This window comes from Enterobacter sp. BNK-13 (assembly GCF_048685015.1).
In the GTDB taxonomy this organism is placed as follows: Bacteria; Pseudomonadota; Gammaproteobacteria; order Enterobacterales; family Enterobacteriaceae; genus Enterobacter; species Enterobacter quasiroggenkampii.
The window spans coordinates 3,594,943-3,615,302 of the sequence record NZ_JBLQTP010000001.1 but is presented as its reverse complement, the minus strand read 5'-3'; the positions used below and the strand labels follow the sequence as shown (position 1 = coordinate 3,615,302).

General features: G+C 55.4%; 20 protein-coding genes. 12 read left to right on the top strand and 8 right to left on the bottom strand.

Annotation, left to right across the window (positions count from 1 at the left end):
* The first annotated feature begins 137 nt into the window (after window positions 1-137).
* The gene (locus tag ACMGGQ_RS17360; protein WP_420290333.1) at window positions 138-1,589 is read left to right on the top strand and encodes a methyl-accepting chemotaxis protein; all 1,452 of its coding nucleotides are present in this window, start codon (window positions 138-140) and stop codon (window positions 1,587-1,589) included.
* Here ACMGGQ_RS17360 and ACMGGQ_RS17355 read toward each other — a convergent pair.
* Together ACMGGQ_RS17355 and ACMGGQ_RS17350 are read right to left on the bottom strand one after the other, a co-directional pair.
* Window positions 1,586-2,032: a cytoplasmic protein gene (locus ACMGGQ_RS17355; RefSeq protein WP_111967471.1), complete on the bottom strand. Its 447-nt coding sequence runs from the start codon at window positions 2,030-2,032 to the stop codon at window positions 1,586-1,588. The genes ACMGGQ_RS17360 and ACMGGQ_RS17355 overlap by 4 nt on opposite strands.
* Window position 2,033: 1 nt before the next feature.
* Complete coding sequence (locus tag ACMGGQ_RS17350; RefSeq protein ID WP_008499807.1) at window positions 2,034-2,438, bottom strand: hypothetical protein; 405 nt, start codon at window positions 2,436-2,438, stop codon at window positions 2,034-2,036.
* A 103-nt stretch (window positions 2,439-2,541) separates the two neighbouring features.
* Here ACMGGQ_RS17350 and ACMGGQ_RS17345 point away from each other — a divergent pair, with 103 nt between their 5' ends.
* Both ACMGGQ_RS17345 and ACMGGQ_RS17340 read left to right on the top strand, forming a co-directional pair.
* Complete coding sequence (locus ACMGGQ_RS17345; protein ID WP_045909961.1) at window positions 2,542-3,045, top strand: ESA_00282 family adhesion-associated protein; 504 nt, start codon at window positions 2,542-2,544, stop codon at window positions 3,043-3,045.
* 82 nt (window positions 3,046-3,127) lie between these two features.
* Window positions 3,128-3,616 (top strand): TIGR00645 family protein, encoded by a 489-nt coding sequence (locus tag ACMGGQ_RS17340; RefSeq protein WP_008499805.1) that lies wholly within the window; start codon window positions 3,128-3,130, stop codon window positions 3,614-3,616.
* Between the two features lie 64 nt (window positions 3,617-3,680).
* On the opposite strand, the gene ACMGGQ_RS17335 is transcribed toward ACMGGQ_RS17340, so the two are convergent.
* Together ACMGGQ_RS17335 and ACMGGQ_RS17330 are read right to left on the bottom strand one after the other, a co-directional pair.
* Window positions 3,681-4,721, bottom strand: a complete 1,041-nt coding sequence (locus ACMGGQ_RS17335; protein WP_045909960.1) for an aldo/keto reductase — start codon at window positions 4,719-4,721, stop codon at window positions 3,681-3,683.
* A 181-nt stretch (window positions 4,722-4,902) separates the two neighbouring features.
* A complete protein-coding gene (locus ACMGGQ_RS17330; protein WP_420290332.1) occupies window positions 4,903-7,449 on the bottom strand; it encodes an autotransporter domain-containing protein in 2,547 nt (848 codons plus the stop codon).
* Window positions 7,450-7,999: 550 nt separating this feature from the next.
* On the opposite strand from ACMGGQ_RS17330, the gene ACMGGQ_RS17325 reads away from it, so the two are divergent.
* The 3 genes from ACMGGQ_RS17325 to ACMGGQ_RS17315 all read left to right on the top strand — a co-directional run bounded on the left by ACMGGQ_RS17325 (window position 8,000) and on the right by ACMGGQ_RS17315 (window position 10,402).
* On the top strand, window positions 8,000-9,547 hold the full coding sequence (locus ACMGGQ_RS17325) for a methyl-accepting chemotaxis protein (RefSeq protein WP_069719969.1): 1,548 nt from the start codon (window positions 8,000-8,002) through the stop codon (window positions 9,545-9,547).
* Between the two features lie 125 nt (window positions 9,548-9,672).
* The gene (locus tag ACMGGQ_RS17320) at window positions 9,673-9,927 is read left to right on the top strand and encodes a hypothetical protein (protein ID WP_262802579.1); all 255 of its coding nucleotides are present in this window, start codon (window positions 9,673-9,675) and stop codon (window positions 9,925-9,927) included.
* Window positions 9,928-10,129: 202 nt separating this feature from the next.
* A complete protein-coding gene (locus ACMGGQ_RS17315; RefSeq protein WP_420290331.1) occupies window positions 10,130-10,402 on the top strand; it encodes a hypothetical protein in 273 nt (90 codons plus the stop codon).
* Between the two features lie 43 nt (window positions 10,403-10,445).
* Here ACMGGQ_RS17315 and ACMGGQ_RS17310 read toward each other — a convergent pair whose 3' ends face one another.
* The 4 genes from ACMGGQ_RS17310 to yghU all read right to left on the bottom strand — a co-directional run bounded on the left by ACMGGQ_RS17310 (window position 10,446) and on the right by yghU (window position 12,667).
* Window positions 10,446-10,772 carry a DNA-binding protein gene (locus ACMGGQ_RS17310; protein ID WP_420290330.1) on the bottom strand — a complete coding sequence of 109 codons (327 nt, stop codon included), beginning with the start codon at window positions 10,770-10,772 and terminating at the stop codon, window positions 10,446-10,448.
* A gap of 12 nt (window positions 10,773-10,784) precedes the next feature.
* A complete protein-coding gene (locus ACMGGQ_RS17305) occupies window positions 10,785-11,117 on the bottom strand; it encodes a type II toxin-antitoxin system RelE/ParE family toxin (protein ID WP_008499798.1) in 333 nt (110 codons plus the stop codon).
* Between the two features lie 192 nt (window positions 11,118-11,309).
* The gene (locus ACMGGQ_RS17300) at window positions 11,310-11,642 is read right to left on the bottom strand and encodes a glycine zipper domain-containing protein (RefSeq protein ID WP_045909953.1); all 333 of its coding nucleotides are present in this window, start codon (window positions 11,640-11,642) and stop codon (window positions 11,310-11,312) included.
* Window positions 11,643-11,800: 158 nt separating this feature from the next.
* A complete protein-coding gene (yghU, locus tag ACMGGQ_RS17295; RefSeq protein WP_008499796.1) occupies window positions 11,801-12,667 on the bottom strand; it encodes a glutathione-dependent disulfide-bond oxidoreductase in 867 nt (288 codons plus the stop codon).
* A 245-nt stretch (window positions 12,668-12,912) separates the two neighbouring features.
* Here yghU and ACMGGQ_RS17290 point away from each other — a divergent pair, with 245 nt between their 5' ends.
* The 6 genes from ACMGGQ_RS17290 to gss all read left to right on the top strand — a co-directional run bounded on the left by ACMGGQ_RS17290 (window position 12,913) and on the right by gss (window position 20,341).
* Window positions 12,913-14,502: an ABC transporter substrate-binding protein gene (locus ACMGGQ_RS17290; protein WP_420290329.1), complete on the top strand. Its 1,590-nt coding sequence runs from the start codon at window positions 12,913-12,915 to the stop codon at window positions 14,500-14,502.
* 45 nt (window positions 14,503-14,547) lie between these two features.
* A complete protein-coding gene (locus tag ACMGGQ_RS17285) occupies window positions 14,548-15,501 on the top strand; it encodes an ABC transporter permease (RefSeq protein ID WP_420290328.1) in 954 nt (317 codons plus the stop codon).
* Window positions 15,502-15,506: 5 nt separating this feature from the next.
* Window positions 15,507-16,352: an ABC transporter permease gene (locus ACMGGQ_RS17280; protein ID WP_021242100.1), complete on the top strand. Its 846-nt coding sequence runs from the start codon at window positions 15,507-15,509 to the stop codon at window positions 16,350-16,352.
* Entirely contained in the window at window positions 16,345-17,322 is a 978-nt protein-coding gene (locus ACMGGQ_RS17275; RefSeq protein WP_420290327.1) for an ABC transporter ATP-binding protein, read from the top strand. The genes ACMGGQ_RS17280 and ACMGGQ_RS17275 overlap by 8 nt, the downstream gene beginning before the upstream one ends.
* Window positions 17,319-18,296: an ABC transporter ATP-binding protein gene (locus tag ACMGGQ_RS17270; RefSeq protein ID WP_111967475.1), complete on the top strand. Its 978-nt coding sequence runs from the start codon at window positions 17,319-17,321 to the stop codon at window positions 18,294-18,296. Before ACMGGQ_RS17275 ends, ACMGGQ_RS17270 begins: the two co-directional genes overlap by 4 nt.
* Window positions 18,297-18,478: 182 nt before the next feature.
* Complete coding sequence (gss, locus tag ACMGGQ_RS17265) at window positions 18,479-20,341, top strand: bifunctional glutathionylspermidine amidase/synthase (protein ID WP_223539560.1); 1,863 nt, start codon at window positions 18,479-18,481, stop codon at window positions 20,339-20,341.
* Window positions 20,342-20,360 lie beyond the last annotated feature (19 nt).

The window sequence follows — 20,360 nt, the reverse complement described above, 5'->3', positions numbered from 1 at the left end:
ATCAGTATTCGGCTGCGCCATTAAAATATATCTTTTGCTGAAATGGCGTCGTGGAATATCCCCACTACGCTTAAAAAAGATAATAAAAACAGTCCTTCTTCGAAGGATCTTTTCACCTGCACAGCAAGAGACTCCCTATGGCTACGATGACATGGCTGTATCCGCACGCGCCTCAAAACGATCTGTTTTCGCTTTCTGCCATTCGACGACGCGCCGACAGGCTAATACTGGTGCTCATCTGGTCGCTGTGGGCCATCTCGCTGGGCGTGGGCTATATCAACGAAAACATCATGCAGGGGGCGATTGTCGGCACTTCACTGGCCTGTTTATCGACGCTGCTGACGATGGTGTTCCCCGGCGCGCTGTTACTCCGCCTGAGCTCTGCGTTTGTGCTAATGGCATTTTCCGCGCTGCTGATTCATCTGGGCGAAGGTGAAACCGAATACCATTTCTCGGTTTTCGTCCTGCTTTCCGCGCTCCTTGCCTGGCGAGACTGGCGCCCGCTGGTGATGGGGGCGGCGGTCATCGCATTACATCACCTGGTGTTCAACTATCTGCAGGAAAACGACCTGTACGGCGTCGTGGTGTTCATGCACACCGGCTTTCATATGGTGGTTTTCCACGGGCTGTTTGTGGTGGTCCAGACCGCGATCCTGGTTCTGTTGGCGATTCGTATGGAGCAGGACGCCCGCTCGGCGAGCGAGGTGGCAAGGCTGGCGGGGGTGATCAACCGCGAACCGGGGTACCTCACGCTGGCCGTCGATGCGTCACCCGCAGAGTCTCCCTTTGCCCGCACGTTCAGCCTGACGCTGGGCACCATGCGCGCCACGCTTGAGCAGGTCAGCGCCAATATTGGGCAACTGCTGGAGGCATCCCGCGCGTTAGGACAACGCAACAGCGCGCTGTCGGAACGTACCGATCACCAGGCAAGTTCGCTGGCGACGGCAGCCAGTGCGATGGAACAACTGAGGGCTGTCGCCACCCTGACCAGTGAAAAAGCCCGCCAGGTTCGGGAGGTGGCATTCAGTACCAGTAACGTGGCGGAGCAGGGAGGCCATAACGTACGGCAGGCGATTGCGGCGATGGAGCACATTCGCGAGGAGTCGCAGCGCATTTACGCCATTCTGGAGCTGATCGACGGGATTGCGTTCCAGACCAATATCCTGTCGCTCAACGCCTCGGTCGAGGCTGCCAGAGCGGGGGAACATGGCAAAGGCTTCGCGGTAGTTGCCTCGGAAGTGCGCGTGCTGGCCCAGCGCAGCGAGGGGGCTGCAAAAGACATTCGCCAGCTGCTGACCGCATCGCAGGCAACCACGCTACAGGGCGTCGAGCAGGTTGAGCAGGCCGGTATGACAATGAAGTCGATCATTGAGAGCATTGAAGGGCTCCGCTCGCTTCTGGAGGAGCTGTCGCAGATGAGCGAGCAGCAGCGGGCGAGCATTGCGCAGATGAACGACAGTATTGCCAGCATCGATGCCAGCGTGCAGGAGAACGTGCGTCACGTAGCGCAAACGCTGCAGGTGGCTGAAGCGCAGCGGCAGCAGACGGGGCAGTTAAAAGAGGCGATTGCCGTATTCAGATTTAATTAGCGTTGCGGTTCGGAAGGGGCGCTGGCGCCAGACGCCAGCGCGTCCTCATCAAGCGCAACGCAGGTGACGTTTGAGGTACGGTACTCACCGTCTGACAGTTTGCGCGTCAGGCGCAGAGTGGCGATTTCTCTGGCAAGCAGATACTGGTAATTGGCCTCGAGGCGACCCAGAAGCTTCTCTTTCAGCTCTGGCCGCTGTTGCATGATGGCGTTCATCACGGCACCGTAAATTTCTTCTTTGACCTGTAGCGGATAAATTTCACGGCGATTCTGCCATTTCAGCCGCACCAGCGTTGCCGGGATCGATACCAGGTCCTGGGTAATACGCGTCATCTCGTCATTTTTTGTGTTTCGCAGCGCATCGAGATTTTGCTTTAAGATAAATTCATCACTTTTCTTATCATCTAAAGTCAAATAAACGTCGTTGTTTTTAACTTCCTTCACGTTAATCCTCCCCCAGGCTATAAAAAATTGGGTTGTTTTTTTCGCGCGTAATTAAGTTAAGCCAAATTTCATTGCCCGCTTCGTTAATTTCTTTGGTTTTTTCGGCCAATATTTGACTTAGTTTCTGGGCATCTATTTCTCCTTCGGCCTGCAGATCGTTCAGCAGGTGGACGAAGGCTTCAATTTTTATGGCGCGAAATAAGCGGTCTTTAATATGGCGATCGTGCTCTTCCAGCAACATATTACGGGATTTGCCGGTGCGGGAAACACCAATTAATATATCAGGCTCGAAATCAGAGAGCTTTCTTTTCCCCTGAGTGAAACTGACCTCTTTTTCTGCTTCCGTCGGTTGCTGTTCCACAGGCGTAATGTGGTACTTAGCCGGGACGAGATAGTCGGGCAGCATTTTTAATTTCCTTTAATTTCAACAGGGTGGGGTTGGTAAAGGCGTGAGATTCGTTGACAATATCATGAGGCAAATTTAAAATCAAAAAAAATGGAGCCTACCCATGAACAGCATCTTTTTTACGGTCATCACATTACTATTACTGACCGCTGGTGTGCTTTTATTGATGCAGGAGTTCAATAAAACGAAAGTGTCGAAAGACGCCAGTGAACCGCCGCAACCGGAACTCATGACAAAAGAGGAAGGAGAAGACCATTTCTCTGTATTGATGAACTCCGTTACGCCTGTCTGGTACTGGCGGGTGAACCATGAATATATCGACTTTTTACACGCGACAATTAAACGCATGAAAATGTCGGAAATTAATGACACGCCAGGACTTTTTGAGGCACAGCGTCGCTGCAGCGACCTGAATTCAGCCGTGTATAAATATTATGACAATATCAAAAAACGCTGCCTTAACGGCGAGAAGGTCTCTTATTCCGATCTGGACGTATTAAATTTGCGTCAGTGTTTTCGTGAGTTCAGCCTGGAAGCCTACCCGGAGCTGGTGGTGCTGGTCTGGCCGGAGTATGCCCGTCCGGAAGTTAACCCCGACAACGTCTGAGTCACCAGACTGGTGAGTTATTGCAAACAGTCAGCGCCATTGGGATATACTGGGCGCTGGTTTCTTTTGCAAACAGGACTTTATGGAACGCTTTTTTGAAAACGCCATGTACGCCTCTCGCTGGATACTGGCCCCCGTCTATTTTGGCCTTTCGCTGGCGCTTATCGCGCTGACGATTAAGTTCTTTCAGGAAATCCTGCACGTTCTGCCGAACATTTTTTCTATTGCCGAGGCGGATTTGATTCTGGTTCTGCTGTCGCTGGTGGATATGACCCTGGTGGGCGGACTGCTGGTGATGGTGATGTTTTCCGGCTACGAGAATTTTGTCTCCCAGCTGGATATCGACGAGCGTAAAGAGAAGCTCAGCTGGTTGGGCAAAATGGATGCCTCGTCGCTGAAGAATAAAGTGGCCGCGTCGATTGTGGCGATCTCTTCTATCCACCTGTTACGCGTGTTTATGGACGCGAAGAACGTGCCGGATAACAAACTGATGTGGTATGTCATTATCCATCTGACGTTTGTGCTGTCTGCGTTTGTGATGGGGTATCTGGATAAGATCAGTAAGAAGTAAAGTACACCTTACCCATCACTCTAACCCTCTCCCCAAAGGGGAGAGGGAACTGCTCTTTGCGGCCTTATTTATCCGACGACGCCTGCCACAGATTCAACTCTCCATCCGCGACATGCTGGTCAATCCGCTTGAGTTCGTCCTCGGTAAAGTGCAGGTTATCCAGCGCCCGAACGTTCTCCTCAATCTGTTCCGGGCGGCTTGCGCCAATCAGCACTGACGTCACGCGCGCGTCTTTCAGCAACCAGCTCAACGCCATCTGCGCCATGGTCTGACCCCGCGCCTGCGCCATCTCACTCAGCAAACGCAGGCTGTTCAGGTTGGCTTCGGTCAGCATTTTTTCGTTCAGACCGCGGACTTTCTTGCCTTCACGCTGCATGCGAGAATCTTCAGGAATACCGTTCAGGTATTTTCCGGTCAGCAGCCCCTGCGCCAGCGGGGTAAAGGCGATACACCCGGTCCCGTTTGCTGCCAGCGCATCCAGCAAACCGGTCTTATCGACCCAGCGATTGAGCAGGTTATAGGACGGCTGGTGGATCAGCAGGGGGATCTTCCACTCGCGCAGCAGTTCGGCCATTTTTTGCGTGCGCCCGGTTGAGTAGGAGGAAATGCCCACATACAGCGCTTTCCCACTCTGCACAGCCTGTGCCAGCGCAGAGGCTGTCTCTTCCATCGGCGTGTTTTCATCCACGCGGTGGGAATAGAAAATATCCACGTATTCGACGCCCAGGCGCTTCAGGCTCTGATCGAGGCTGGCGAGCAGATATTTGCGTGACCCGCCCGAACCATATGGCCCCGGCCACATGTCGTAACCGGCCTTGGTGGAGATAACCAGCTCGTCGCGGTACGCGGCAAAGTCCTCCCGCAGCAGGCGGCCGAAATTCTCTTCCGCGCTACCCGCCGGAGGTCCGTAGTTATTGGCGAGATCGAAATGGGTGATGCCGAGGTCGAAGGCTTTGCGCAGCAGCGTCCGCTGGGCTTCAAGAGGCTGGACGTGGCCGAAGCTGTGCCACAGTCCCAGCGACAGCGCGGGCAGGCGCAGGCCGCTCTTGCCACAGTGGCGGTACTGCATGTTCTCGTAGCGGTCAGGGGCAGGGTACCAGGACATGATGTCTCCTTTTCTTATCGATAATTTTTTGAAACGTCGTTTTCATTCTGTCCTTATCAAAACACAAATCCCGGGGAGAAGCGATGGCAGAACTCCCTGCCAGCAATTTTCCCCGGGATGCGTCAGACATTGAGCCCCGCACTGCCCGGTACACGCAGGTCACCGGGCAATCAGACGACTATCAGAAGCTATAGCTCATCCCCGCCTGTACGCTGGCATCGTTATCCACATCGCCAGTACCGACATAGACGCCGGTGGTCAGGGTGAAGTTATGGGCGATGGTGGCGTTGATGCCTGCCCCAAAGATGCCCATGGTGTTGTTGTGACCGGCGGTATTGTGATAATCCGCCGCCTGAATGTCGGTGTTATCGCTGAACTCTTTCTGGAAGCGCGCGTCGATCCACGGCATCACCTTCACGTTTTTGTTCAAATCGCGAAGGGTGGTGGTGAGCCTCACGCCCGCGCCGCCGTTCCAGGAAGAGACCTGGCTGTCGGCAAAGGTGACTTCGCTGTCAGAGAAGCCGTTCGCTTTGGTTTGATCCCAGCCAAGAGTGGCGTAGGGTTGCAGCAGCGTTTCGCCTGGCAGCAACACGTTCACCCCGGTGCGGGCCTGCGCCAGATACAGACTGCCATCGGTAGAGCCGTGCAGCGCTTCCGTCATGCCGCTGGTATCGCCCGTCACGTTGTTGGCAGACAACGAGTAACGCATATCGCCGTAGCTGAAGCTGCCGTCAGCAAACAGACCCCAGGTTCGGCCGTTCAGCGCCTGCTGCCAGCCGCCATACAGGCTGTAGTAGTTACCGTAAACGCTGTCTTTGAAGCTATCCGCACCGTTGCTGGTGTCCTGCACGCGGCTGCGCGTCCATGCCAGCGCGATACCGCCGGTGACGCTGTCGCCGTTGTCCAGATGCGCCGTCCAGTCTACGCCGCCCTGCGCACCCTGAGTGATGCTTTTATAGTCGACGTCGTTGCTGAAATTACCGTTCTGATAAAGGAAATCGCCCCAGACCTGCGCACCGTCCTGCTGTTCTCCCAGCAGGTTTGCCAGATGCACCTGGTTCATGTGGTTGCTGATGTCATCCGCTACCTGATGCCCGGCCTGTTCCGCTGCATCCAGACCGGCTACCAGCCCCTGAACGTCGCTCGCAAGGTTGCCCTTCTGGCTGTTAAATTCAATATTCCAGCTCTGGCTATTATCTGCAGTCAGCTGAGCCTGAGGCACGCTGTCGGCTGCAACAATATTCAGACTGTTGTTGTAGTTATACGCGCCGCTACGGTTCTCCACGGTCTGGTCGCCGTTGGTAAACGTGGCTGCTGCATAATTCTGCGGCGCACTGCTGCCCGACGTGGTGAAGGTCCCCAGGACTATCCCCTGCTGATTTTGCGCTGACGGCGTAATGCTGTTCACCACCACGGCGTTATTTGCGCCGGTAATATTACCGAAATTCACGTAGCTGTCGGTGCTCATGGTAACCAGCGCATTGCTGCCGGTGGTGTTGGCAATCAGGGTTGAACCGTTTTGCAAACTCCAGTTGGTTGCATCGTTAATTTTATCAATGGCAATGCTGTTATCGCTGGTGGTATTTACCGTTTCAAACTGGCTTATTTGTCCGGAAATGGAGCTACCCGCATCCATTGACAGAGTATCGCTGCCGTCACCACCGTTAACATTGCCATTGACATGTGAATCATTGGTCAGCACGACCGTATCATCACCTGCACCCGTTGTAATATCACCGTTGACGGTTGTGTTGTTCTGCAGCGTAATTGTGCTATTGCCCGTATTCTGGCTGGTATTTATCTCGCCATTCACGGTGCTGTTATCCACCAGAACGGAATTTGCGGAGTTGCCATCGACGGTCACATTGCCATTTACCACGCTGTTATTGGTCAGTGAAATCAGCGTGGTGCCGTTTTCGTTAAAGGCCCCAATGTCGCCGGTGACCGTGCTGTTATTCAGCGCCAGCGAATCAGTCTTCGTTCCGTACATCGCGATGGCGACATCGCCAAAAGCATCCAGGTTGATGTCGCTGAAGGGCTTGTATTCGCTCAGTTTTACCGCCAGCGTGTCGATGTTCTGCGCGATTTCGCTCTGCGAGGCATCCACGGAAGCGTTAGTCAGCGTAATATTGGTATCAGATTTATCGCTACCCGCGTAAATACCGCCTTTATCCATCGTGCTGTTGCTGATGGCAATATTTTGTGCACCGGCTCCAGCACTGAGAATACTGCCGTGCAGCATGCTGCCGTCCTCAACGTTGACGGTGTGGTAACCTTTATCCATGGGGTCGAGGTAAATGGCGGAACCCATCATATAGGCTTTCTTGCCCTCGTAGCTTCCGGCGTCATTTTCGCCATTCAGCGTGGCGTCATCGATGGTTACCGTCGTATTGGTGGTCGCACCGGTATTGCCCACTTCGATCATATCGACGGTGGCGCCGTTATTCACCGTAATATTAGCCGTCCCCCCGTTGCTGCCCTGAATATAATGGCCGGACATGTCGGTACCAGAAACGGTTAATGATTGGGTATCCCCTGATTCACGGCTTCCATCCATAAAGATATTATTTGCGTTGGCGTCGGCCATAATGGCATTAGTCACGCCGGGATCTTCATAGAAACTATTATCTTTATATTTCGATAAGCCGCAGGTCTGCGACGTCACGCCAGGCTGGCAGGGCGTAGCGGGAGTGACGGCAGCCTGGGCACCAAATGACGTTAAAGCCACTAAGACACATTGCGAAAGCAACGTACGATTCATTAATTTGCGCATTTTAAGTTCTCTGGATGAGTCGAAAATTGTCCGGCTCTTTTTAATTGAATTTATTTAAAATAAGAACTTTCTTAGCGGCTAAGGATGTAATGAAATCTGAAGATATATATCGAGCAATAATTGACGTTTAAATAATTAAATCTAATTAATAAATTTGAATTAATTCATGTGCTAAATATTTTTGAATGATTTGCATACAAATTAAAGGGTTTCTTGACCGGTCGTGCGGTTCTTTGACCTTCTTATTTACCGGGATATTAACCCTTTCGGATCATGAGGTTAATTAACTGTTTGCCTGTTTTACATTTTGACGGCTGCTGAAATATGAAAACACGTATTGTGCAGTTAGATTTACCCCGCAGCGATTATCCTTCTCCGGCGAACGGCAGGGTAGTGAAGATTTTTATAAAATTACGCGCGAAATAGTATAACTTCGCCAGTTTCTGCCGATAACGAGGGTAAGACTCGCCTCTGGGCGAATTCACCCTCACGGCAAGGAAGACTTATGAATATGCTCCGTAATTTCACGATCCGTTTCGTCATGCTGACGATTCTCGGGATCTTTTGTGTAATGTGGGCGGGTGTTGGCTTGTACAGCACCTGGTCCCTGTCTCGCGTTTCAGATGGCAATGAGGTGGACCGCCAGCTGGTCAAGCAGATGACGGTGCTCAGTCAGGGCAACGATCAGTATTTCCGCTTTGTGACCCGCCTGAGCCGCGCAATGGAAGTCAAAGCCGCAGGCGGCACGCCGGATCTGGCCTCTGCCCAGCAGGCGCTGGATAACATGGGCAAGAAGCTGGCCGAAATGAAAGCCATTTCTCCAGGCCCAATGGATGAGCAGGTCTCTTCACGGGTGATCGGTGCCTGGCAGGCGCTGCTCGAACAGGGCGTGACGCCGCAAATGCAGCAGGCGAAACTGGGCGCGCTGGACGGCTATCGTCAGCAGGCCAACAACGTCACCCCACCGCTGAGCCGCGCGTTCGGTGCGGCGGCTGAAGAGTTCAACAATGCTGCCGCGAAGTCGCTCGACAGTACCCGCGTGGTGGTGGACGGCCTGACCAGCATGACCCGCACGGTGATTATCATCGCCACGATCGTCGGCCTGCTGATCCTGCTCTTCACCGACCGTTACCTGGTGGCGATGCTGGTTAAACCGCTGGATCGCATTCGCCAGCAGTTCCGCCAGATTGCCCAGGGCGATCTCAGCCAGCCCATCGAGCCGTTCGGCCGCAACTGCGTGGGCCAGCTGGTGCCGCTGCTGAGCGCCATGCAGGACAGCCTGCGCGAAGCGGTCAGCACGATCCGCTCCGGCAGTGAGAATATCTGGCGCGGCGCGACGGAGATTTCCAGCGGTAACAACGATCTCTCCTCCCGTACCGAAGAGCAGGCGGCGGCGCTGGAAGAGACGGCTGCCAGCATGGAACAGCTGACCGCCACGGTGAAGCTGAACGCGGAGAGTGCGCGCCAGGCAAGCCAGCTGGCCGATGTGGCCTCAACCACCGCCAGCCGCGGCGGCTCGCTGGTGGAAGAGGTGGTGACCACCATGAGCGGTATTTCGGAAAGCTCGAAGAAAATTGCTGAAATCACCAACGTCATTAACAGCATTGCCTTCCAGACCAATATTCTGGCACTCAACGCGGCGGTTGAAGCCGCACGCGCGGGTGAACAGGGCCGAGGCTTTGCCGTCGTCGCAGGCGAAGTTCGCAACCTGGCAAGCCGCAGCGCCAACGCGGCAAAAGAGATTGAAGGGCTGATTACCGACTCCGTGTCCCGCGTCGAGCAGGGGGCGAAGCTGGTGGGCGATACCGGCACCACCATGGATGCGATTTTGCGGGACGTGACGGAAGTGACGACCATTATGAAGCAAATTGCCTCGGCCTCTGAGGAGCAGAGTAAGGGCATTTCGCAGGTCGGAATTGCCATTACCCAGATGGACGGTGTTACCCAGCAAAACGCCTCGCTGGTGGAGGAGGTTTCCGCGGCGGCGGCGGCGCTTGAGCGTCAGACCGAAGATCTTCAGCGCTCGGTGCAGAAGTTCCGCCTGACGGCATAACGCAACGTGATAAGGCCGCCTTGTGCGGCCTTATATTATTAACGCCTTCCTCATTCAGCGGCGCTGAAACTGCTATTCTTTTGCTAACCCCTGACGTTCTGGGCTCTCTTCTACGAGGTGTTGCTATGAACAGATCGTTATCTTTTATCCCTGTCCTTTCTCTCATTTTTCTGACGCTTTTCTCGGTTTCCGCCAGTGCGACCCAGCAGGCGCAGGAACGGCGCGTAGCGCGTGATGTCAGACAGGATACCCGCGACGCGTCACGGCAGGTGAAGCAGACCTGCGTGGCGAACAATAACCAGAGTAATCACGACTGCCGCCAGGACAAGCGTCAGATGAAACAGGCCGGACGGCAAAAAGCGCGGGATATTAAGTATTAACATAACAGGTGAGGCGGCATGCAAGCGTATTTCTTGCCGCCTTTTTAAAAAACGTAAGTCAATATTTTTTAAATATTAAATTATTTGCTTGTAACAATGTATTTGGCATTTTCTGCACATTCCAGAACATGAAAATTAATATTGTCTTAAGATTCAGTCGACATAATGAATTATCTTCTTGATACCGGAAATAATTCAATTTATGAAAAACCGTATTATTTTATTTACTGCCCTGGCAGGTTTTGCCGTGGTCAATACAGCGATGGCCCAGAGCGTCACGGTCGATGTTCCTACCGGGTATAAGGTCGTGATTGTTCCGCAGTCAGCCACGGTTCCTGAGGCGGTAAGCGTTGCGCCCGCACCGGCACAAACAACGTATGCCGCCCCTGCACTGGTCTATCATCCGCGTGCACGCCATGTGGCGAGCGTGGCGGAAGGGATGGTGATTGAGCATCAGTATGACGATCACCATTGATGCATTGCCCGGGTCGCACATCCGGCCTATTTTGGAGTGGCTCTCAAGCTGTTGTGTTTACTCCTGCTGTTGCAATTCGGGATATTGGGTATCCCGTTGCAGATGCCACTTCGGCGATACGCTTAAATGAGGGATTACCGTTTGGTGATAGTGATTTGTAGAGTGATTCGCGAGAAATGCCTGCGCGTTTTGCAATGACAGTCATCCCGCCGGAGGCTTCTATAACATGCCGTAAAGCCAGCATGAATGCCTCATAGCCTCCGGGCTCGTCAATTTCAATGAAAGCCTGATGAAGATATACGGGCGCGAAATCCGGAGAATCTTTCAGGAGTTGTACCATTGCGTCATCATGGAGTACTGATTTAGCCATTGCGATTTCCTTTTATATCCTGCGCTTGTAGTCGTTGAGGTACTCAACGGCTCTTTCAATATCTGCACTTTGCTTTTTTTTCGTTCCAGTCAGTAGCACCAGACTCACTGCGCCATCTGCCGGATCGGAGACTTCGCTGAAATAGACACGGTAACCCGGCCCCTGGTTAATTCTGAGCTCTGAAACGCTCTCTCTGCATGGTTTACAATCACCATAGTTACCCGTTGACATTCTGGCGACACGCGTGGCAATCATGGCTTTTGCTATGGGATCTTTCACACTTCTTAGATATGCATCGAAAGGGTCATACCCGTCAGCTGTGATGTAGTGTTTAACCTTAGCCATTATTGTAGCCTGTAGTTTACGATAAGCAAATACATTGTAATCTTCAGGCTACGACTGGCAATTGTTAACATCGCTGCGACAGAGGGGAAATGCTATTTCGGAAAGCGACTCGCAAAAATGCGAGACTGGGTGCGGGGTTATTACTGAACAGCCATGAGGCCGGGCACGCGCTGCGACGCCCGGCGAAAACTATTAGTGCGTCGCTTCACCAATCAGCGCGCCCGTGCCTGCGCCAACGGCTGCACCTTTCAGCACGCTCTTGCCGGTAACCGCCGCGGCACCTGCGCCCACGGCAGCCCCTACGGCGCCGCCTTTACGCGCGGCTTTACCTTTGTCGCCGTTTTTGAACATAGCCCCCGTGCCTGCGCCAACAACGGCACCGCCAACGGTTGATTTCAGATCTTTGCCCGTGGCCGCGCCAATGGCAGCGCCTGCTACCGCGCCAGCGGCGGTTTTATCGATGGCCATTCCCGAGGTGGAAAAAATGAGGGCGCTGATAACCAGCGTTGTTTTAATAACTTTCATAACAGATCCTTTGTGACTGCTGTCGGTTGATACGTTGCTTCTCACTCTGAGGTGAGAAAAACGCACAGATAGTGCCAGCAATACCGGCTCAACCTTTAGGCCAATCATGCCCTGAGCAAGGATCTCTGTTGCCGGGCGGCGGACCGCCCGGCCAGTCGTCACGCCTGACGCTTATCTTCCGTATTCGTCTCGAAGTCGCTCGCCGCGTGGCGTTCGTGGAGCTGCTCGTTCAGCTCGCCGCTGGTGCGGTTAACGATGCGTCCGCGCTTAACGGCATGGCGATTCGCCACGTCTTTCGCCCAGCGCTGCACGTTGGTGTACTTCTCTGCATCCAGGAACTCGGCGGCGTTGTACACGCTGCCCAGCGCCACGCAGCCGAACCATGGCCAGATGGCGATATCCGCGATGGTGTACTCCTCACCCGCCACGTAGCGACCACGCGCCAGCTGTTTATCCAGCACGTCGAACAGGCGTTTGGCTTCCATGGTGAAGCGGTCAATCGCGTACTCGATTTTCACCGGGGCATAGTTGTAGAAGTGGCCAAAACCGCCGCCGAGGAACGGCGCCGCGCCCTGCAGCCAGAACAGCCAGTTCAGCGTCTCGGTGCGTCCCGCCGGATCTTTCGGCAGGAAGTGGCCGAATTTCTCTGCCAGGTAGAGCAGGATATTGCCGGATTCAAATACGCGCGTTGGTGGGTTCGTGGAGTGGTCACGCAGCGCCGGGATTTTCGAGTTCGGGTTCACCTCAACGAAGCCGCTGGAGAACTGATCGCCCTCGCCGATGCGGATCAACCACGCGTCGTACTCCGCGCCCGTCACGCCCAGCGCCAGCAGCTCTTCAAGCATGATCGTCACTTTCTGGCCGTTCGGTGTGCCCAGCGAGTAGAGCTGCAGCGGGTGAGAACCGACAGGAAGATCTTTCTCATGGGTCGCGCCGGAAATGGGGCGGTTGATGTTGGCGAACGCGCCGCCGTTGTTCTTTTTCCATTCCCACACTTTGGGGGGCTGATAGGTGTTGTCTGACATGTTGGCCTGCCTTTTTTGTGATGTGTTGAGGCAGTGTAGCAGGAGATTTGTGAACCGTTTAACGTTGTGAGCGCAAGCAATTAACCGCTATTCCTTCTGCTGCTTATATATATCAAATCCGGCATAAGCTTAATCGAAAATCGCATTTTCATAACTAATGCGTTAATGGATAAAGCTGCATATGATGCTTCAACATAAATAAAAGATGCAGTCATAAACACTTTATAAGGCAAGGAGTTAGTGAGATGCGCAAGCTTCTGTTATCGGCAGTGGTCGTTTCGATCGCGTTAGGCCTGGCGGGCTGTGATGATGCGAAAAATAAAGAGACCAATACGCCCCCTGCGGCAAAAAGCGACGCGCCAAAAGCGGGCGGTTCGCTGATTATCGGGATTACCTCCGGCGATCCGTTAGCCGTGAATCCGCTCTATGCCAGCGACCGTACCACGTTAACCATCATGCAGGCGCTCTATGCCCCGCTCTATAGCTTCAACAACGGTAAGATCGAGTGGGGCCTGGCGGAAAGCCTGACGCCCTCCGCCGACAACCTGAGCTACACCCTGACGTTAAAACCCAACCTGAAATGGCAGGACGGACAGCCGCTGACGGCGGACGACGTGGTCTTTACGTTCAATAAGCTGCTGGATGCCAAACAGCACAGCTTCTTCCGCAGCATGTTCACCTACGGCGGCAAGCCGGTACAGGTAAGCAAGGTTGACGACCGCACCGTTAAGTTCACCTTACCGCAGGTCAGCGCGGCCTTTACCGGCACACTGGTACAGATCTACCCGATCCCGCAGCACGTGTTCGCCAGCGAAGGCGACCTGGAAAAGAGCAGCAAAAACGATGCACCGGTCGGCTCCGGGCCGTTCAAATTTAAAGAGTACCGCGCCGGACAATATTACGCCCTGACCCGTTTTGACGATTACTGGAACGGCAAAGCGAAGCTTGATTCGGTCACCTACCGTTTCGCCAAGGACAGCAACGCCGCCAACCTGGCGCTGCAAAACGGTGAAATCAACCTCAAGATGGTTGATCCGCAGGATGTGAACCGTCTGAAAAACACCGGTAAGTTTGACTTCGTGGTCTATCCGGAAGGCCGCCTGGCCTATATGACGTTCAACCAGAACGTGCCGGTGATGAAGAGCAAAGAGCTGCGTCAGGCCATTGCTTACGCCATCAACAAAGACGAGCTGACCCAGACCGCTTTTACCTCGCTGGACTACGCCAAACCGGCGACCTCGTTCCTGACGCCCGATACGCTTTACAAGACGGATGACGTTGAACAGTACACATTCGATCTGCAAAAGGCCAAAGAGCAGCTTAAAGCATCCGGCGCGCCGGACAACCTCAAGCTGCGCCTGGCGTATGTGAACACCAACAAAACCCAGGAGAGCATGGCGCTCTATATTCAGCAGGCGCTAAAGGGCATTGGGGTGAGCGTGGAGCTGATGCCGCTGGATTCCAACGCCATGTCCCAGCGCAGCCTCGATATGAACAACACCGCGTGGGAGCTGAACCTGGGCGGCTACATCATGGGTTCCGAGCCGGACGGCTACAAATCGCTGTTCATGAGCAACGAAGCCTATAACTACGCGCACTACAAAAATCCGCAGTTTGATGCCCTGTGGGATAAAGGCGCCGTGGAAACTGACGCCGCGAAACGGGCTGATATCTACAAGCAAATTCAGCAGACCGTGGCGAACGACATGACGTACTACCCGATCGCCTATACCAATGCGACCGTCGCAGTGGACAAGCGTTTTGGCGGTACCGAGGAAGCGGAGCCGAAACCGGTCTATCTGTTCCAGGATCTGTCAAAAATCTATCAGAAATAAGCGATTGCCCCGACCGTCGGGTCGGGGCCTTGGTAAGGGCATGTCGTGAACACACTTCTCACGCGTCGGCTGCTGCAGCTGCTGCCGATGCTGTTCTTTATTTCACTGGTGGCGTTTTTGCTGGTCAAACTCGCGCCTGGCGATCCGGTGGCGGCGTACATTACGCCGCGTATGGCTCCGGAAGATATCGAACGTATCCGCCAGAGCCTGGGGCTGGATAAGCCCCTGGTTACGCAGTACGTCCTGTGGCTGAAAAACGTCCTACAGGGCGATCTCGGCTATTCGCTTATCTACCACCGCCCCGTGCTGGAGATGATCGGCGAACGCATTCCGGCCACGCTGGGGCTGATGGGCGCGTCGCTGCTGCTGGCGATCGTGCTGGCCATCCCGCTCGGCCTGCTGGCGGGGGCATTTAAGCACCGCTGGCTGGATCACGTGCTTAATCTGTTTGCCTATATCGGCATCTCGGTGCCGATTTTCTGGTTCGGCATCTTGCTCATTACGGTCTTTGCCGTGCAGCTTAACTGGTTCCCCAGCATGGGGATGCGCACCATCGGCATGGAAGATAATGCGCTGGACGTGCTGCGTCACGGCGTGCTGCCGTGTATTGCCCTCACGTTCTACAACCTCTCCAGCTATGTGCGCTACATCCGCTCCAACACCATCTCGCAGCTCTCGGCCGACTACGTGCAGACCCAGCTGGCTTACGGCGCCACGCGTTCCAGCATTCTGTTCCGCCACGTGCTGAAAAACGTGCTGCTGCCGGTGATCACCCTGTTCGGCCTGTCGTTTGGTGAGCTGATTGTGGGGGCCTATGTGACGGAAAGCGTCTTCTCGTGGCCGGGGATGGGGCTGCTTGGGCTCCAGTCGATCGCCTCGCTGGACTATCCGCTGATCATGGCGATCATCATGCTCTCGTCGATGATGCTGATCGTCGGTAACCTGATCGCCGATCTGCTTTATCGCTTCGCCGATCCCCGCATTCGTACGCTGAGGTAACCCGGATGAGCAGACGCTGGCAGCAGGTTCGTCACCAGCTGCGCCGCAATCGTCCGGCGCAGTTCTCCCTGTTTGTGCTTTTTATTTTCGTTGTCGCCGCGCTCTGTGCGGGCTTAAGCCCGTACGATCCGGATCGGATGGCGCTCGGCGCACGCACGCTACCGCCGGATGCCGCACACTGGTTCGGCACCGACGAGTATGGACGCGACTACTTCACCCGCGCGCTGTATGGCGGCCAGATCTCCCTGATGGTCGGTTTTCTCGCCATGCTCTTTTCCACGCTTATCGGCACGGTGGTGGGAACGGTGAGCGGCTATTTTGGCGGCTGGCTGGATAACCTGATGATGCGCGCCGTGGATATCCTGATGGCCATTCCGGCCTTCTTCCTGCTGCTGGTGGTGAATGCGTACCTCAAGCCGGGCGTGGATAACATCATTCTGATCATCAGCCTGCTGACGTGGATGAACATGTCGCGGCTGGTGCGCGCAGAAACCTTATCGGTGAAAGAGCGCGAGTATGTGCTTTATGCCCGCGCGTCGGGGGAAAACCCGCTGCGCATTATCGTGCGCCACATTATTCCCGGCGTGCTGCCGACCATTATCGTGGCGGCCACGCTCAATATCGCCTCGGCCATTCTGATGGAGTCGACGCTCAGCTTCCTTGGGCTCGGCGTGCAGGCACCGGCGGCGTCGTGGGGAAGCATGCTCAACAACGCTCAGTCGTATATTGGCGAAGCGTCGTGGCTGGCGATGTTCCCCGGCATTCTGATCCTGCTGACGGTGTTCAGCTTTAACGTGCTGGGCGATGTGTTCCGTACCGCCTTTGAGCCAGGAGCGAATCGCGATGAGTAACTTATTAGCGCTTGAGAACCTGCAAACCACCTTCCGCACCCGCGAGGGCGAGGTTCACGCGGTGCGCGGCGTGAGCTTTCAGGTGCAGCCGGGCGAACTTGTCGGCATTGTTGGCGAGTCGGGCTGCGGGAAAAGCGTCACCTGTAAGTCGATCATTCAGCTTCTGGGGAACAACGGACGAATAACCGGCGGCAGCATTCGCTTCCAGAATGACGATCTGGCGCAGAAAACCCCTGCGCAGATGCGCGCCATTCGCGGCAACGAGATCGCGATGATTTTCCAGGATCCGATGACCGCCCTGAACCCGGTGCTGACCATCGGCAAACAGATGGCGGAGATCCTGATGCGCAATAAAGGGCTCACCAAAAAAGCGGCCAAAGCGGCGGCGATCGCCATGCTGGAACAGGTGGGGATTGCTGAGGCCGGGCGCCGATACGATCAGTATCCCCACGAGTTCAGCGGCGGGATGCGCCAGCGGGTGATGATCGCCATTGCGCTCTCCTGCAACCCTAAGCTGCTTATTGCCGATGAGCCGACCACCGCGCTGGACGTCACCATTCAGGCGCAGATCCTGCGTCTGCTGAAAAGCCTGCAACAGCAGACCCAAACCGCGATTCTGCTGATCACCCACGATCTCGGCGTGGTGGCGCAGGTCTGCAGCCGCGTGGTGGTGATGTACGGCGGGCTGGTAATGGAAGAGGGGAGCGTGGAAGACATTTTTTATCGCCCTGCGCATCCTTACACCCAGGGGCTGCTGGCCTCGCTGCCGCGTCCGTATGAGGTTAATCAACGTTTATCGCCCATTGAAGGCGCACCGCCTGGCCTGCTTAACCCGCCGCCGGGCTGTCCCTTCGCCGAACGCTGCCCGAAACGCATGCCCCAGTGTGAACGGCAGCCCGCTTTTTACGCCATGGGAGAGGGCCATCGCGCCGCCTGCTGGCTATGGGCCGATAAGGAGATGCAGGCATGAGTGAACAACAGGTGCCATTAGTGAGCGTGCGCGATCTGCGCAAACACTATCCGCTTAACGGCGGTTTGCTGCGTAAAGGCACGGCCGTGAAGGCGGTTGATGGCGTGAGCTTTGATATCCAGCCCGGCGAGACGTTTGGCCTGGTGGGGGAGTCAGGCTGCGGGAAATCCACTCTCGGGCGCGCCATCCTGCGCCTCTTCGATATCACCGCGGGCGAAATCCACTTTGCCGGACAGGCGATTGCCCACGCCCGCGAAAAAGAGCTCAAGCCGCTGCGTAAGCGGATGCAGGCGATTTTTCAGGACCCTTACTCCTCGCTTAACCCCGGCATGACGGTACGACAGCTGGTGGCCGAGCCGATGCAGATCCACGGCTACAGCCGTGAAGAACAGCGCGAACGGACGGAAACGCTGCTCTACAAAGTCGGGCTGAAGCAGGAGCACCTTGAGCGGTTCCCGCATGAGTTCAGCGGCGGGCAGCGCCAGCGCATCAGTATTGCCCGCGCGTTGTCCGTGCGTCCTGAATTTGTGCTGTGCGATGAGCCGCTCTCGGCGCTGGACGTCTCGGTGCAGGCGCAGGTGGTGAATATTCTGCAGGATCTGCAGCAGGAGCTGGGGCTGACCTATCTGTTCATCGCCCACGATCTCTCGATGGTGCGTCATATCTCCAGCCGCATTGGGGTGATGTATCTCGGTAAGCTGGTGGAGGTGGCCCCGGCGAATGAGCTGTATCAGCGTCCGGCGCACCCTTATACCCGCGCGCTGCTGGCGGCGGTTCCCCAGCCCGACCCGCGCATTCGCAACCTCGAAGACGCAACCCTGCGCGGCGAAATGCCCGGCCCTACGTCCGCGCTGCCGGGCTGTAAGTTCTGCAGCCGCTGCCCGCATAGCATGCCGGTTTGCCAGACACAGGAGCCAGCGATGCAGGAGATCGCGCCAGGACATTTTGCGGCATGCTGGTTGTTTAAGATGTGAGCCTTAAACGTGTCGGGTGGCGCTTCGCTTACCCGACCTACAGGGTTTATGTTTTGTCGGCCGGGTAAGGCGAATTATTTACCACGCAGGTGTATGATAAACGTTCCTCTGTCAGGTTAATTACAACGTGCAGACGACGACAACCTATAAAAATTGCCGCCTGCCTGTTTTAGGTTGGATACATGCGTAAAGGAACGTTAAGCAGTGATGCGCCATTCGGGACATTGTTAGGCTATGCGCCCGGTGGCGTGGCGATTTACTCTTCAAATTACGGCAGTCTGGACCCGCGCAACTACCCGCAAGACGCGGATTTTCGCAGCTACATCGGCAACGAATACATGGGCCACAAGTGGCAGTGCGTTGAGTTTGCTCGCCGTTTCCTGTTTCTCAACTATGGCTTCGTGTTTACCGACGTCGGCATGGCGTGGGAAATTTTCTCTCTGCGCTTTTTGCGTCAGGTGGTGAACGATAACATTCTGCCCCTTCAGGCTTTTGCCAACGGCTCAAAACGTGCGCCGTGCGCCGGGGCGCTGCTGATCTGGCAAAAGGGCGGCGAGTTTCATGAGACCGGCCACGTGGCGGTGATCACCCAGCTTCTGGACGATAAGGTGCGAATTGCGGAGCAGAACGTCATTCACTCTCCGCTGCCGCTCGGGCAGCAGTGGACGCGCGAGCTGCGCCTGAGCGTGGAAAACGGGTGTTATACAATCCATGACACCTTCAACGACACGGAAATTCTCGGCTGGATGATCCAGACCGACGATACGGAACACAGCATTCCCCAGCCGGAAATCGACGGCGAACTGCTGAAAATCAGCGGCGCGCGGCTGAAAAACAAACGTCAGTTCGACGGCAAGTGGCTCAACGAAAATGACGCGCTGCAGCAGGCGTATATTCGCGCCAACGGTCACGTGATCAACAAAGATCCCTGCCAGTACTTCACCATTACCGAAAGCGCCGAGCAGGAGCTGATCAAGGCCACCAATGAACTGCACCTGATGTACCTGCACGCCACGGACAAGGTGCTGAAAGACGACAGCCTGCTGGCGCTTTTCGACATCCCGAAAATCCTCTGGCCGCGCCTGCGCCTCTCCTGGCAGTGGCGTCGTCACCATATGATCACCGGTCGTATGGATTTCTGTATGGATGAGCGCGGCATCAAGGTCTACGAGTACAACGCCGACTCCGCCTCCTGCCATACCGAGGGCGGGCTGATTCTCGAAGAGTGGGTGAAAAACGGCTATCGCGGCAACGGGCATAACCCGGCAGAAGGCCTGCTGGAAGAGCTGACCGGCGCCTGGAAGCACAGCCACGCCCGGCCATTCGTGCACATCATGCAGGACAACGATGTTGAAGAGGACTATCACGCGCTCTTTATCCAGCGTTCGCTGATGCAGGCCGGGTTCGAGACTAAAATCCTCCACGGGCTGGGGGCGCTCAGCTGGGATGCCGCCGGACAGCTGATTGACGACGAAGGTCGCCACGTCAACTGCGTGTGGAAAACCTGGGCGTGGGAGACGGCGATTGAGCAGATCCGTGAGGTCAGCGAAACCGAATATGCCGCCGTGCCGATCCGCACTGGACATCCTGAAGGCGAAGTGCGCCTGATTGACGTCCTGCTGCGCCCGGAGGTGCTGGTCTTTGAACCGCTGTGGACCGTCATTCCCGGCAACAAAGCGATTCTTCCGGTGCTGTGGCAGCTGTTCCCGAATCATCGTTACCTGCTCGACACCGATTTTGAGGTCAACGATCTGCTGAAGCAGACCGGATACGCCGTCAAGCCGATTGCCGGACGCTGCGGCAGTAATATCGACCTGATTAGCGCCCAGGACGAACTGCTGGATAAATCCAGCGGCAAGTTTGTCGACCGTAAAAACATCTACCAGCAGCTGTGGTGCCTGCCAAACGTCGACGGTAAGTACATTCAGGTCTGTACTTTTACCGTGGGCGGGAACTACGGTGGGACCTGCCTGCGCGGAGATGACTCGCTGGTGGTGAAGAAAGAGAGCGATATTGAGCCGCTGATCGTGGTTAAAGATAAGTAGCTCTTACCCGCAATAAAAA